The organism is Nitrospira moscoviensis, assembly GCF_001273775.1.
In the GTDB taxonomy this organism is placed as follows: domain Bacteria; phylum Nitrospirota; class Nitrospiria; order Nitrospirales; family Nitrospiraceae; genus Nitrospira_D; species Nitrospira_D moscoviensis.
The window spans coordinates 1,534,277-1,548,516 of record NZ_CP011801.1 but is presented as its reverse complement, the minus strand read 5'-3'; the positions used below and the strand labels follow the sequence as shown (position 1 = coordinate 1,548,516).

The following is a 14,240-nucleotide window of genomic DNA, read 5'->3' as shown; positions in this document are numbered from 1 at the left end:
GTGCGCTCAACAAATACGTGGCAACTGGTCGCCGACCAGGGTATCGACGACCCGCAACCCGCCGAACGCAGTCGCCATCAGGACCGCGCCATTCGGGGTTTCTTTCACTTCTCCGATAATCGCGCTGTCCCGACCAGCCGGATGAGTGCGCATCGCATCCACGATGGAATCAGCCTGTTCACGTGGGACGATCGCGACCAATTTCCCCTCATTGGCCAAATACAGAGGATCCAACCCGAGGATCTCGCAGGCGCCTCGCACACTTTCTCGAACCGGGATCGCCGCTTCGACCAAGTGGATCGCGACCTGTGAAGCGGCTGCAAATTCGTTGAGCACCGTGGCCACTCCCCCGCGCGTGGCATCCCTCAGACAATGGATGTCTGGACAGACCTCAAGCATCAACCGCACCAAGTCGTGTAGCGGCTGCGTGTCGCTCTCCACCGTAGACTCAAGGGCAAGTTCATTTCGAGCCAACAAGATCGCCACCCCATGATCGCCGATATTCCCGTTGGTGATGACCACGTCTCCGGGGCAGGCTCGCCTCGCCGAGATCGCCACGTCCCGCTGGATGATCCCGATCCCGGCCGTGTTGACGAAGAGTTTGTCGGCCGCACCCCGCTCCACGACCTTTGTATCGCCCGTGACAATGGACACTCCGGCTAGGGCGGCAGCCTCCCTCATCCTGCTCACCACTTGTCCCAACGTGTCGATCGACAGCCCTTCTTCCAGGATCATCCCGCAGGATAAGAACAGCGGGGTGGCTCCGCTCACGGCGAGATCGTTGATCGTCCCATGAACCGCCAACTCACCGATGCTGCCCCCCGGGAAGAAGAGCGGATTCACGACATAACTGTCAGTCGTGAAAGCCAGCTTCGTCCCCTGTTGCCGCAGCCCCTCCAACGGGACAACGGCCTGATCTTCCATCGCCGCGAGCAGTGGATTGTCGAACGCCTCCACAAACAGGCGCTCGATTAACTCCCGCATGGCCTTGCCGCCACTTCCGTGGGCCATGGTGATGTGCTTGTCGCGCATGCGATCCAGCCACTGCGTAGGAGGCTTCGCCTCCGAGGATTCACCCGGCTTTCGATCAAGCAACGTGCGAGTCATGGTCTACCTTTTTCTCTCCAGCGGCATCACGCTGGCACTTTAGCTGGTTTCAGGCTTTCCCGATCAATCCAGCCGTAGTTGTAATAGGCTGCGCAGGCTCCTTCGGTGGAGACCATGAGAGATCCGAGAGGATTCTCCGGGGTGCAGGCGGTGCCGAACACCTTGCACTGAGGCGGTTTGATGACGCCTTTCAAGACTTCGCCACATTGACAAGACGTCGGATCGGCAATTTTCACATTCGGCATCGAGAACTTGTGCTCCGCATCGAAACCGGCAAACGCGGAGCGCATGCGGACGCCGGAGTAATCGATGGAGCCCAGCCCGCGCCACTCAAAAAACTCCCGCAACTCGAACACCGCCTGGATCGCCTCGAGCGCCTGTGCATTGCCCGCTTCCGGTACGACGCGCCGATACTGGTTCTCCACCTCGCAGCGGCCGCCGGCCAGTTGCTTCAGCACCATCCAAACCGAGTGGAGGATGTCGAGCGGCTCGAACCCCGCGATCACGATCGGCTTCCGATAGTGGCCGGCAATGAATTGATAGGGCCGAGTGCCGATCACCATGCTGACATGACCAGGCCCGAGAAAAGCATCGACTTGGAGGTCGGGGGAATCGAGGACCGCTTTGATGGTGGGGATGATCGTAATATGGTTGCAGAACAACGAGAAATTCGAGATGCCTTCACGTTGAGCTTGAAGAACTGTGAAGGCCGTGCTGGGCATCGTGGTCTCGAACCCCAGCGCCAAGAACACCACCTCCCTCCCCGGATTGGCCTTTGCAATTTTCAGCGCGTCCAGCGGTGAGTACACCATGCGGACGTCTGCTCCTTCGGCCTTCGCCTGAAGCAAACTCTTTTTCGAGCCGGTGACGCGCATGGCGTCCCCAAATGTCGTCATGATGACTTCCGGATGCTGGGCTAGTCCTACACAGTCATCGACCCGGCCGCGAGGGAGCACGCAAACGGGACAGCCGGGTCCGTGGATGAACTCCACTTCTTCTGGGAGCATCTTGTTGAGGCCGTACCGGAAAATCGTGTGGGTATGTCCCCCGCACACTTCCATGATACCCAGCGGCCGCCTTCGGCAGACTTCGATCTGACTGACCAGCGAGCGGATCTCCCGGAGCAGCCATTGCGCCTTTTGCGGATCCCGGAACTCATCGACGTATTTCATGCCGCACCTTTTCGTTCCGCCCAACCCCGCTCGTTGGCCAGGAGGGTATGCACCAGATCCCACAGGATGTGGTAGATGGCCACATGACACTCCTGGACCCGGTGAATGCTGTCCGTCTCCACTACAAGGCAATGATCCACGGCCGATGAGCGGGCCACCGCGCCGCCATTCCCTCCGGATAAGGCAATGGTCGTCAGGCCGAGCTCCTTCGCCTTTTCAAACGCACGCACCAGATTCGCCGAGTTCCCGCTGGTGCTCACGCCGATCAGTCCGTCGCCGGCACGAGCCTGGGCAATCACCTGGCGGACGAACACGTGATCGAACCCCACATCGTTTCCGACCGCGGTCAGCATCGCGACATCGGCGTCCAGATTCACCGCTGGTAACGCGGGGCGCCCAGCCGTCACGGGATGGAGAAACTCCACAGCGATATGGGCCGCGTCACAACTCGAGCCTCCATTGCCCATCGCGAACAACCGGCCGTTTCTGCGATAGACCTCGGCAATGGATTTCGCGGCGGCGACGACCTGTTCTCCATGCGCGTCAAAGAACGTTCGCTTCACGGCAAGACTGTGTTCGGCTTTCAGACGGACGGATTCCAGCAACTCCTGATCGAGGCGAACCGGGGAGGTCGCCTGCTCGTTTAGGAAGGGATATAACCCCTCCAAGACCTCTTTCGACGACATAGGTTCACCCCCTTTGCGCCTGCCCGGACGTGCGCATCGCTTGGACCTCGGCCTGTATATCGCCGAGTTGCGTCAGCAATTCGATCGTTCGCTGCGCTTCCTCCGGATCGACGCGGCTCATCGCAAACCCCACATGCACCAACACCCACTCTCCCACACAGGATTCCGGTGGATGCTCCTCATCCACGATACAGGCAATGTTGACGGTCCGCCTGACGCCACCGACATCCACAGTCGCCAGCTTCTGCTGTGCATAGCTGATTTCCACGATACGTCCCGGAATTCCTAAGCACATATCGACCTCACTTCTTGTGAGAGCTCGCCTTTGCTGCCGCGATCACGGCCTGGCCAAGAGCGAGCCCGCCGTCATTGGTCGGGACCTGCGCATGCGAGAGCACACGGAATCCCATCCCTTCCAATCTGCCCTTCACGAACTCGAACAAGACCTGGTTCTGAAAGACTCCACCAGACAACGCGACTTCTCGCACCGTCCGACCCCCATCTTCCAGCCGCGTCACCTGATCCACCATGGCACAGAGCGCTTTGGCCAGCCCCTTGTGGAACCGCGCAGCCATGACAGGGAGCGGCGTTTTCAAGATCAAATCACCGAGCAGGGCCTGCCACATGGCTAGTGGTTCGATGTACGGCAGCTTGGTACCTTTCAAGTAGGGAATCGTGAAAGGATAGGCCAAGGCAACATCTTCTTGTTCCAATGCCGACTGGTCGACCACCTGTTCAAGCTCCACGGCGGCCTGGCCCTCATAGCTCACCCGGTCACGACAGATTCCCATGGCTGCGGCCACGGCATCGAACAGTCGTCCGCAGGAGCTCGCCGAGGGGCTGTTGATTCCTCGGGCAATCATCTGGTCAAGGGAGACACGTGGCTTGTGCGCGAGATAGTGATACAGATCCAAGTCGCCGTAGTTCATTACAAACCGCGCCCAGCCCATCTCTGCCATGAGATGGGCATAGGTGTTGCGCCAGGGCTCTTTGACGGCCTGCTCTCCGCCGAGCATCGGGACGGGCTTGAAGGTCCCCACACGCGTGCAGGTTCGATAATCAGCAAGCAGGAATTCGCCGCCCCACAGCGTGCCATCGTCGCCATAGCCCAATCCGTCCAGTGCCATGCCCAGCACCGGCGGATGATCAATGGGAATCCCGTTCTCTGCCAGGCAGGCAGCAATATGCGCATGGTGGTGCTGGACCTCGCAGAGGGGGAGGTCTTGATCCGCGGCCATCTCTCTGCCGATCTTGCTGGACAAGTAGTCGGGATGGCGGTCGATGGCGAGCATCTGCGGGACGTGGGCGAAGAGTTCCCGGTAATGTCCGAGTGCCCGTCTGTAATCGGCTTGCGTCAATGCATCTTCCAGGTCCCCGATATGATGGGACAAGACCGCGTGGCCGTCTCGAATCAGACAGAAGGTGTTCTTCAGCTCGCCGCCCATTGCCAGCACCCGTGGTGCCTCGTCAAACCCCGGCGGAAGAACCACCGGCGCCGGGGCGTACCCTCGACTGCGTCGAAACATTCGTGCGGTCCCCCCCATGACTTTTGCGACCGAGTCATCAACGCGCTGGGCGATTCCCCGATCATGCAGCAGGAAGTACTCAGCCATCTCCCCTAAATGAACCTTGGCCTGCTCATTGTCGATCCATTGCGGCTCATCGGACCGGTTTCCGCTCGTCAGCACGATCGGGCGATCCATGCGGCGGAGCATGAGATGATGAAGCGGTGTGTTGGGCAGCATGAAACCCAGCGTGCGTATCCCCGGCGCGACACTCGGGGCCAGACTCACTTCAGCTCGGGTTTTTAGAATGACGATCGGAGCCGCAGGGCTCCGGAGGAGCGCGACCTCTTGCTCGCTGACCTCACAATAATGACGGATGATCTGCAGGTCGCGCGCCATGAGCGCAAAGGGTTTCCCTTCCCGAGCCTTCAAACGGCGGAGCCGGGAGACGGCTTCTTCCTGGGTCGCGTCACAGGCCAACTGCACGCCGCCAAGTCCTTTGATCGCCACCACCCGTCCTTTTTGAAGCAAGGTACAAGCTGCGTCCACCGCATCCAGCATCGTCAACGCATCGAGGGCGATCGGCTTCCCGTCGGCCCGTTCAAGCCAGACCCTTGGGCCGCAGGCATGACAGGCAATCGGCTGGGCGTGGAACCGCCGATCGCTGGGATCATGATATTCCGCTTCGCACAAGGGACACATGGGAAACCCGCTCATCGTCGTCCCGGACCGGTCGTAGGGAATCTTCTCTTGAATCGTCAGACGCGGCCCGCAGTGCGTGCAGTTGGTAAACGGATACCGATAGCGCCGTGCAAAGGGATCGAGTACCTCTCGCAAACATTCGTGACAGGTCGCGGCATCCGGCACGACCCCTGTTGTGACTTCGCCGGCTCCGCTTTCAATGATCGTGAAACCAGGTGGAATGTCCTGCAACGAGGCAGGTTCAGAGACGACTTCAACGATTCGCGCGAGCGTCGGCGGATGTTCCTGAAGACCGGTCAAGAACCGCTGAAGTTGTTCCGGGGCTCCGATCGCATAAATTCGAACGCCTTGCCCGTCGTTCAAAACATGGCCTCGAAGCCGATGCTCCTGTGCCAGACGCCACACAGCAGGGCGAAACCCAACCCCCTGAACAAGACCACGGACACGGATCGTAACCGCGGCAAGCTCTGTTGGATGAAGGGTCAGTACTGGGGTCATCCCAACACCTCTCGATGCAGGGGACGGATTATCACCCGATTGTTCCCGCTGTCGGCGATTGCCAACAGCCCCTCGCATATCGAAAGCCCGTAGGGCCAACAGAGCGTGTTGCGCGAAGGGAACGACCATTGGTTATCGCCCTTCATCTCGAAATTCGGCTGGGCCGCCAGGGCTCGCGCCTTCGCCCCCGTCGCAAGATCTTGCTTGTGCCAACCCAAGAGTCGAGAATTCGCGGTATCTGCCACGACCAGCCAGTCGCCAGCGGCGGCTAGACCATACGGCATGTTCAGAGTGCCGGCGTGCGGCCAGTAGTGCCCGCCGTTGTGATCGACATGAGAGCAATCCGCCTGTCCCAAGACCCACTGACACTCGGCGCCAGACTCCGCCGGCATCCGGCCCCAAATCATGATCCGATTGTTGCCCGCATCGGCCACACAAAGCGCATCACCCCACCGAGTGATCGCGTGGGGCCATCGCATGCTCATGAGACAAGGCTCTCCACCCCCGTTTTCGTCTCGCCGGTCAAACCTGGTTTGTCCCAACACGAGATTAGCCGGCTGGCCATTGCACTCCGGCGGCCTGAACCAGATCAGCACGCGTCGATTGCCTGTATCTGCCACCACCAACGCCTCTCCGCAGGCAGATACACCAGAGGGCCAGTACAGTGTGTCGGCTCGTGGAGTCGATCGACCCCTATTGATCGCGACCTCCTCGAAGTCCTCCTGCCCAAGGACGAAATCCGGGGGACAGTGACTGTTCTGCGGGAGCCGGCGCCAAATCAGCACCCGATGGTTCCAGGCATCGGCAACCGCTAGCCCGTCTCCATACGCGGTAATGCCTGTCGGCACATTCAATGTGGTCGGGCCCGGATCGGTCTTCGCGTTCCGACCTTCCGAGAAGAAGTCAGGTTGCCCGATCACCCAGTCCGCCGGCACGCCGTCCTCGCAGGGGCAGCTTCGCCAACCTAGTAGCCGGTGGTGCCCCGTGTCAGCAATCCAGAGAGGACCACTCTCAGCCACTAAACAGCACCCGCGCGGACCGAACAGAGTTCGTGGTGACGGAGCGACCGGAACCGGGAAGCCCTGCGCATCCCGGCAATCACCCAACATGGCAACCGGTCCTTCTGCACTCCACAAGGGGACTGGAGCACGCCGTTCATCACCCGCCGGTGGGGCCTGCCACGGCTGAGAAATACGCACAGCGAGGGTCACGCGATTAGCTCCTCAGCTTCACTTCCACCTTCGATCCGACCACGCGCACCGCATGGGAAACCAACTGCACCTCGGGTGCAGTCAGACATTCTCCGGACGACAAGTCGTAGCGAAATCCGTGATAGGGACAGGTGATTACCCCATCGGCTATCAGGCCCATGTCGAGCGGCATTCCCATGTGGGCGCAGGCATTCTCGAAGCAGGTGACGACTTGATCGGTCCGACTGAACAAGAGTGAATGCCCGGCAAGCTCCAAGACTTTGATTCCGATATCCGGAATCTCCGCCAACTCAACCGCGAACTGCCACCCCGCATCGCTACTCCTTGCGAACGGACTGACGAAGAACACTGAGGCCCCATTCACATTGGAAGAGGGTGGGATGCCCTTTACCTTCTTGATCGTGATGATTTCTGGACAATGTTCCCTGATGGCCTTCTCGATCCCTTCGGCCAGCGTAAGACCCGACGCGGGACAGCCATCACAGGCGCCGAGTAACTTGATTTCAACGCTGTCGGGCGGGTCCACTCGCACGAGCTCGACGTTCCCACCGTGACCCTGCAGGAGAGGACGCACGGAGGCAAGAGCCCGTTCGATCCGCTCGTTGAGGGAGGGCTTCAGTAACCCCAGATGCCGCAGCACCGCATACACGATTTCATCGCCCACGGCTTGCCGTAAGGCCGGAATCGCCGCGGGGTCAGCCTTAATCCCTCGAATGAGGCGGGAGAATGCCTCCTTATGGAGATCCTCGATGGCCTTTCTCAGTGCCTGGACGGTCAGGCGTTGCGAATCGTTCCAACCCTCCACGATAACCTCGAGGCTCTTGATGCTTTTCACCAATGAGGCGAGCGTCGGTTGAGTTTCCAGAACTGTGGATTCCTGCTTCTCCATCGTATTCACCGATACTTCAGATCACGGAACAGACGTGGCTGCAACACGCCGCCGAGGAAGCTGGCTGCCACCACTGCCAGCCATAATGGCAGGCCGACCTTGCTCAAGAGGATGACCGCGACCGCCGCAAAACCAATTCCTAACCCAGCCAGCAGCATGACCTTGCGCGGGTCTTGAAATAGTCTGCCTCTGAAGAACAGGATCACGGAGTTCCAGAACATGTCGAACATCGTCGAGCCTCCAGTTAGAGCAACAACGCCAGAATGACCAGCGCCGCCGCCACGCCAGGAATGGACGCGATCGGGCCGAAAAAGGCCCCCATCATGGCCGCCAATTCATTTCCCAACGCCTTCCCGCCCACGATGATGCCACCGATCGCGCCACCGATGGCTCCCGACACCAAGGCCAGCACCAATAAAATGACGCCAGTCCCGAACGTGATCTCTCCTTGAGCCAAGCTCCCCAGCATGGTTTGTCTCCTTTGTTCTTCTCCTTCGTCACTCCCGCAGGCAGATTACGCCAGGCCTCCCTTCGTGAAGGAAGTCAACGCCACATCCGGAGGTGATCCAAGTTCTTGTTCGAGGTCTCTCAGCACCTCCACAGTCAGCTGCACTTTGGCCATATCTCCAAAGCGGTGAAAGATGTATTTCGCCTCTTCGAAATATTGTTTGGCTAGTCGGAGGTTGCCGCAATTGCCTCGTTCAGGCTTCAACGGGTCATCAGGCAGGTTGCGCAACGCGTTCGCTTTGTTGGAGATCGTGTTGGCATATTCCAACGGAGTGTCCTTTGGGTTTCGGACTTTGAGCGCTTCGTCATAGGCAGCCAAGGCGCGGAGATTGTTTTCCACTCCGTGACTGCTCGAGGCATATTGCAGTGCATTGCCCAGATTGTTCTGGAGCATGGCATATTCGACCGGTTGCTCGACGAGGGTCACCACCTTGAGTGCTTCTTCGAACGACTGGACGGCGAGCGCTTCTCGCATCTTGGCGTTGGGCTCGGCCATCGGCATCGACAGGTACGCTGTCGCGAGATTGTTGTGCAGAATGGCATATTCGGTGGGATGCGTCTCACGTGTGAAGGTGCGCAGCGCGCGCAGATAGGCCGCGATCGCATCGGAAATTCGCGCTCGTCCCTTCGCGGCAAGCGTCTGGAGCGTGAGTCCAAGATTCATCTCCGTTTCGGCAACTTCCTCCTTCGAACCTTCTCGCTGCAACTCACCTAGAGCTGACTCCAAGAGCTGTCGCGCCTGTTCAACCAAGTCCAGTTCCTCAAGCGGGGTAGCATTGAGCGCGGTGGCCTTCCGTGCTTGGATACGCGCCGCGAGCAAACGATCGTGTGTCGGGCACAGAGCCAATGCCCGGTCATAGAGCGACACCGCATGATGCAGGTCCTGGACAAAGCGCGGCTTCTGCTGGAGACCCATGGCAATCTCCACCAGCATGTCTACTTTTTCGAGATCCGTCACTGTCTGGGACTCAACTGCGGCGAGTGCGGCTTTGACGCGTTCATCCGAGAGCGTACTCACGATCATCCCCCGTGGCGTGGAGGTTTCACTGAGTGCGGTGAGGAATTCAGTTTACGAACCCTTCAGAACCGATGTCAACTACTTATTCGATATGCAAACTTAGTTTGCATATTCCAATATCGTCTCGAGTCCTCTTTCGAACGATGCATCGCAGAGGTTTTCCTCCGACCAAACAGCTTTGAGACGGGGTGAATGGTGTGTGTCTGCTAACGGCTGGATGGCCACTCGGCAACGAGCGCAGCAGACCGGCTATTCCACTGTACTCGCAGGGTCCATTCCTCTTGCTCGTCGAGTCCTTGGTCCCGAAGGAACTCCCGTGCATGCACGACCCGGTCGCCCTGTGGGTTACGGACCTTCAAAAGCAACCCCCCTGCCGCGGCATGGCGAACCGGGAGGATCAACAGCTTGTCCTGCTGACGAAGGAGGATCACGCTCTCCAGCCCGGCCAAGTATTTTTTGTACACGGAGGCCTCTAGATAGAGGTTCCCCCTGCGAATCTGAATGCGGGGGCCCTCCGATGGCGAGACGGACTCTGCTTGAGTCGTCTCCGCAGCGAATGAATCTTGCCTCGGCACCCGCATCATCTGACCAATGTGTTCTTTGATGCAGTTCACGACCTGATCCACCGCGGTTGACACGACCGGGCTGAGCTGAACTCCCAAGGATACGCTGGCTGCCTCCACCAAGTAGACCGTCACGTCGCGCGGAAATGCATCCCCGAAGATTTTCTGTCCCGTATACAGAGCGTGGTCCCACCGAAAATCGTGCAGGCTGTAGCCAGGCTCAGGTCGATTGGTGAGTTCGTGCCCGGGGAGTTTGAAAATGGAACCTGGCTGAGAGCCGCTCACGCAGGCATCCACGATGATGAGCGAGGTGGCACCGCGCGCCTGAAACATGACGTCCATGCCCCCCGTTCCTGCGTCGAATACGGCAACACCATCGCAAGGAGCGTCATTCAACCATTGTTTCAGCCGCTGGGCAACGACGACTCCAATCCCATCATCGCTTCGATTCAGATTGCCGCAGCCGATCACAGCCAGCCTGTTGGTCGGCAGCATCAGATTCTCCACAGTCGGCACGACCAGTCCTTCTCGACGGGTATGTGGAGTTCAGGCAAGTCGCAGTATTGACGGTGGATGACAAAGTACATGCACGTTTCACAGGATTGTTTCAGGTCATCGTCATCCTCGGGAGGAGCGTATGGGGTGAGTGTAACCCCGGCCGCAGTCAGCTTGTCAGCATAGTGATCCGGAGGGATGGCCTGGAGTCGACTGACGAGCTGAGTGACCATCTCACTGGTGTAGGCTCTGGGCTCTACCTCGGTCTTCAGCCCGTCTTTCAACAATTGCTGAAGCCTGTCTCGGAGGATGTCGTCCGCATCCTGCATGCAAATCACCAAGCATAGACGGAGACATCAGATTCGCCAGAGCCGACACCACCAGTCCGGCTCCACCGGAACGGCCAGTTCAGGCAGATCACACCACTTCCGATGGACCAAGTAATACATACATTCCAGACACCGCATCTGGTCCGGCCCATAGGGCTTGCCGGTGAAGCCAGCAATGACCAGTTTCCCCTTCAAATCGTCGGGAGGGAGCTTTCGGAGTTCGTCCAGAATCAGCGCGAACTCAACGTGCGTCTCCGGGAACGGCTCCGTCTGCGTCTTCAATCCGCTTGCCAATAGCTGCGCAATTTTTTCGCGCAGTTTTTCTTCTTCATCGGGGCGCATCCGACGATCCCCTCACCTGCAAGGGGCCTTGTTGCGCCCCTCGTTCAGATTACCACGTGGGAGCCCGTGCCAGAAGGCGTCGCACACCTGACCGTTGCTAAGACCACATCGGATGCGCTACCCGATTTTGAAGCGTGCCAACTCCTTCCCTGTTTTGGCGTCGTGCGCGTGGACCGTGCAGACCAAGCAGGAGTCGAACGAACGGGCGACATGGCCCACTTCCACTGGATCGGTCGGATCGGCGATCGGTGCCCCCATCAACGCCTCCTCGATCGGACCGCGACGCCCTCTGCCATCCCGCGGGCCAACGTTCCAGGTCGTCGGCGCGATGATTTGGTAGTTCTTGATCTTTCCCCCTTTCACGTCGATCCAGTGGCAGAGCGCACCGCGGATCGCCTCTGTCGCGCCCCAGCCGCGGCCATCTTTTTCCTGGGGCTTGATGTACCAGGGCTCGGTCAATCGGAACTCGCGGAGGCACCGTTCCGCCTGCCGGTAGAGTTTGATCGTCTCATGCATCCTGGCGATCTGCCGCAGATGGAGGCTCGGTCCACCCAGCTTCTTGTACATGTCCAGGATGAATCCGTCATAGTGCTGCCAGGGTTCCCCGTGTTTCCCTCCCGCGACCATCTGGCGAGCGAAGGGGCCCGCTTCGAGTCGACCGAGCTCCGTGTGACTGACGGCCGTGGCCCAGGAGTAGGTTCCGCTAAAATCGGTCACGTTGTTGCCTTTGGCCTTCGTGACACGGTCGTAAGGATGGACATCTGCCGCTCCTTCCTCATACCAGGAATGCGACGTGTTCTCCCGTACGAATTCATGGCTCATCGGCTTGTGCATGTCGGTGGCACCATCATACACGCCACCTTTCATAATCACTGCGGCAGCGCGACCCTCGATGGTCGGCTTCTGATATTTGTCTTCATGCGGGAGATACCCCCAGGAGACGTACTTGCCTAGTCCGCCTCCATATTTATGGAGTCCGATATCGAGCCCCATACGCCAATAGAATCCCAAATCCGAATTGCCGTGAGAGGGCTTTTCATCCAGCCAGGCATTGAAATCTTCATATGTCTTTATCTGTTCATAGCGTTCGAGTGAACAGCCGAGCCAAACCGGTTCGAGCCAATTGTTCTTGTAATACTCCAACAGCGACACCGACCTCGTGATGTCGGCCAGCGTGGGCGCACACATGACACCGCCCGGGACCATGTAGCTGGAGTGCGGCCACTGGCCGCCCATCAGCGCATAGATCTCCACCGGCTTGCCAGAGATTGTCACGCCGAGTTCATATGATTTCCCGGTGAATGGCGCAAAGCGTTTGCAGGCTTCCTCGTAGAAGCGGCTGTTCCGATACTTCTTGTTCGTCAGGTCGATCGCGTAGAGGCCATAGAAATAGCGTGGCTGGCTCTGGAGACTCTCGACGATCTGGCCGAGATTCCGAGCCAGAATGGCGTTCCTCGGCACAGTGGTCTGCCAGGCCGTATCGAGTGCCCAGGCGGCGCAGGTCAGATGAGAAGCACCGCAAATGCCGCAGGCGCGCGGAGTCACGACCAGACCTGCTTGCGGATCCTTGTCGCGCAGGATGATCTCAAACCCGCGAAACAGTTCCGCTTGCGTCCAAGCATTCGTCACGACGCCATTGTCCACTTCCACCCGAACATCCAGGTCTCCCTCCACGCGGCCAACGGGAGAAATGTCTAATGTTTGTACCGCCATGGTTGATCTCCTTTGTCGTTTACGAGACCCTGTAGAAAACGCTCACACCACGAAAATGTCTTGTTCGGCCCAGGCCGGCGCCGCAGCCTTCGCCGCACCGGTTAGTGCGATGTAGCCCTTCTTATCGACCCCCTGAGGCAAGTCCTTAGGAACTCCCATCACCGTCTGTGTCTTGAACACGGTCCCCGGCGCAAGATCAAAGAATGGAAACTCGGGCTCAGTACAGCCGAGGCAGGGCATGCCTGCACGGGTCTTGGAGGATTGTCGATTCCAGAGAATGCGGTTGCAGGGAGAGTGGGTCATGGGACCCCGACAGCCGAGATCATAATAGAGGCAACCCTTGCGCTGACCGAACTCGGTGGCTGACACCTTGTAGGCGAAATGCATGTTGCGCGTGCAGCCGGTCTGGGTGAAACTCTGGAAAAAGGTCTTTGGTCGCTGGAACTCATCGAGCCCGATGTCCTTCCCGCGACCTGTCGCCACCGCGACGACGATTTGCGTGATCCAGTCCGGATGTGCCGGGCAACCCGGGATATTGACGACCGGTAGTCCGGCCTTCGAGCGGAATTCCTTCCCCAAAAACCCTCCGTGGTTGCGTTTGAGAAACTGGAGCCCTTGTGACTCACTTGGATTGGGCGCAGTGGCCGGAATGCCGCCCCAGGTCGCACAATCCCCAACCGCCACCACATAGGTCGCGACATTACAGAGATCACGGACCCACTGCTTCATTGGGCGTCCGGCAAATCGATTCCATTCACCGGTGCCGTTCGGGGCGTTGACCACTGTCCCTTCAAACACGAAGATATCCAGTGGAATCTTTCCCGCTACGCAATCCTTGAGGATCTTCTGGAGGTTATCTCCCAGCTCTACGCCTAGGGAAGGATGCCAGAGGACGTTGATCCCAAAGTCGGTCACGAGGTCACAGGCGCTGGGTTCTTCCGCGTTAAGAAACGACATTGTGTTGCCGGAACAAGCACCGCCTTGGAGCCAGAGTAGATTTGCCATGGTTCGATCCTCCGCTGGAAAACTCGTGTGGGAATTCGAGGGACTCGTGCTTGGGTGTAAGGGCAACAACTGGACCAGCGCGAACAGCATTGAGCTCGCAGCTCACGAAGGCTGTGCTTCCAAGAGAAAAGACAATGAGTTAGAGGGAAAACGGGAAGGCAGGACGGGGCGCCCGCGAGAGAAGAACTCGTGCTAACTATGTTTACAAGTGATGGCGGACTGCAAAAGAACTATGCAGTTCCAGATCAGACATCATCCCTGCCGATTCCCACAAACGGGACACTCGACTTCCAAGGTGTAGCCGTACCAAATTCCCTGACAACGGCTACACCAATGACCATTGGTCTGCGTCTCGGCGAGACCCAGTTGGCGCGCGAGAGAAGTCACACCGAGTTCATTGAGTTGAGCGGGAGATGCAGACGCTTCGGAGGGTTCAGCAGGGTGGTTCCAGAGCGAAGCCCAGAATTTGTCAAACTCCTCATCCCCTTCTATTCGCTC

Annotated in this window: 13 protein-coding genes and 1 pseudogene; all 14 read right to left on the bottom strand. The window is 58.8% G+C overall.

Going from position 1 to position 14,240, the window contains the following annotated elements:
- Positions 1-6: 6 nt before the first annotated feature.
- Positions 7-1,032 carry a hydrogenase expression/formation protein HypE gene (gene hypE, locus NITMOv2_RS07575; RefSeq protein WP_187299444.1) on the bottom strand — a complete coding sequence of 342 codons (1,026 nt, stop codon included), beginning with the start codon at positions 1,030-1,032 and terminating at the stop codon, positions 7-9.
- Between the two features lie 101 nt (positions 1,033-1,133).
- Positions 1,134-2,279: a hydrogenase formation protein HypD gene (gene hypD / locus NITMOv2_RS07570; protein WP_053379284.1), complete on the bottom strand. Its 1,146-nt coding sequence runs from the start codon at positions 2,277-2,279 to the stop codon at positions 1,134-1,136.
- Positions 2,276-2,965, bottom strand: coding sequence for a D-sedoheptulose-7-phosphate isomerase (locus tag NITMOv2_RS07565; protein WP_053379283.1), 690 nt, complete (start codon positions 2,963-2,965; stop codon positions 2,276-2,278). The genes hypD and NITMOv2_RS07565 overlap by 4 nt, the downstream gene beginning before the upstream one ends.
- A 4-nt stretch (positions 2,966-2,969) precedes the next feature.
- The gene (locus NITMOv2_RS07560; protein ID WP_053379282.1) at positions 2,970-3,260 is read right to left on the bottom strand and encodes a HypC/HybG/HupF family hydrogenase formation chaperone; all 291 of its coding nucleotides are present in this window, start codon (positions 3,258-3,260) and stop codon (positions 2,970-2,972) included.
- A 7-nt stretch (positions 3,261-3,267) separates the two neighbouring features.
- Positions 3,268-5,670 carry a carbamoyltransferase HypF gene (hypF, locus tag NITMOv2_RS07555; protein WP_053379281.1) on the bottom strand — a complete coding sequence of 801 codons (2,403 nt, stop codon included), beginning with the start codon at positions 5,668-5,670 and terminating at the stop codon, positions 3,268-3,270.
- The gene (locus NITMOv2_RS24215; RefSeq protein WP_202967327.1) at positions 5,667-6,155 is read right to left on the bottom strand and encodes an NHL repeat-containing protein; all 489 of its coding nucleotides are present in this window, start codon (positions 6,153-6,155) and stop codon (positions 5,667-5,669) included. The genes hypF and NITMOv2_RS24215 overlap by 4 nt, the downstream gene beginning before the upstream one ends.
- Before the next feature lie 730 nt (positions 6,156-6,885).
- A complete protein-coding gene (locus NITMOv2_RS07545; protein ID WP_053382025.1) occupies positions 6,886-7,770 on the bottom strand; it encodes a NifU family protein in 885 nt (294 codons plus the stop codon).
- A 5-nt stretch (positions 7,771-7,775) separates the two neighbouring features.
- Positions 7,776-8,000, bottom strand: a complete 225-nt coding sequence (locus NITMOv2_RS07540; protein ID WP_053379280.1) for a hypothetical protein — start codon at positions 7,998-8,000, stop codon at positions 7,776-7,778.
- 14 nt (positions 8,001-8,014) lie between these two features.
- Positions 8,015-8,239: a hypothetical protein gene (locus NITMOv2_RS07535; protein WP_053379279.1), complete on the bottom strand. Its 225-nt coding sequence runs from the start codon at positions 8,237-8,239 to the stop codon at positions 8,015-8,017.
- A gap of 45 nt (positions 8,240-8,284) precedes the next feature.
- Positions 8,285-9,301: a tetratricopeptide repeat protein gene (locus NITMOv2_RS07530; RefSeq protein ID WP_053379278.1), complete on the bottom strand. Its 1,017-nt coding sequence runs from the start codon at positions 9,299-9,301 to the stop codon at positions 8,285-8,287.
- Positions 9,302-9,885: 584 nt separating this feature from the next.
- A pseudogene (locus NITMOv2_RS24965) lies at positions 9,886-10,353 on the bottom strand (hydrogenase maturation protease); the annotation flags it as partial.
- A 356-nt stretch (positions 10,354-10,709) separates the two neighbouring features.
- Positions 10,710-11,024 (bottom strand): hypothetical protein, encoded by a 315-nt coding sequence (locus NITMOv2_RS07515; protein WP_053379276.1) that lies wholly within the window; start codon positions 11,022-11,024, stop codon positions 10,710-10,712.
- A 117-nt stretch (positions 11,025-11,141) separates the two neighbouring features.
- Positions 11,142-12,737 carry a nickel-dependent hydrogenase large subunit gene (locus tag NITMOv2_RS07510; RefSeq protein ID WP_053379275.1) on the bottom strand — a complete coding sequence of 532 codons (1,596 nt, stop codon included), beginning with the start codon at positions 12,735-12,737 and terminating at the stop codon, positions 11,142-11,144.
- 42 nt (positions 12,738-12,779) lie between these two features.
- Complete coding sequence (locus NITMOv2_RS07505) at positions 12,780-13,742, bottom strand: NADH-quinone oxidoreductase subunit B family protein (protein ID WP_053379274.1); 963 nt, start codon at positions 13,740-13,742, stop codon at positions 12,780-12,782.
- Positions 13,743-14,240 lie beyond the last annotated feature (498 nt).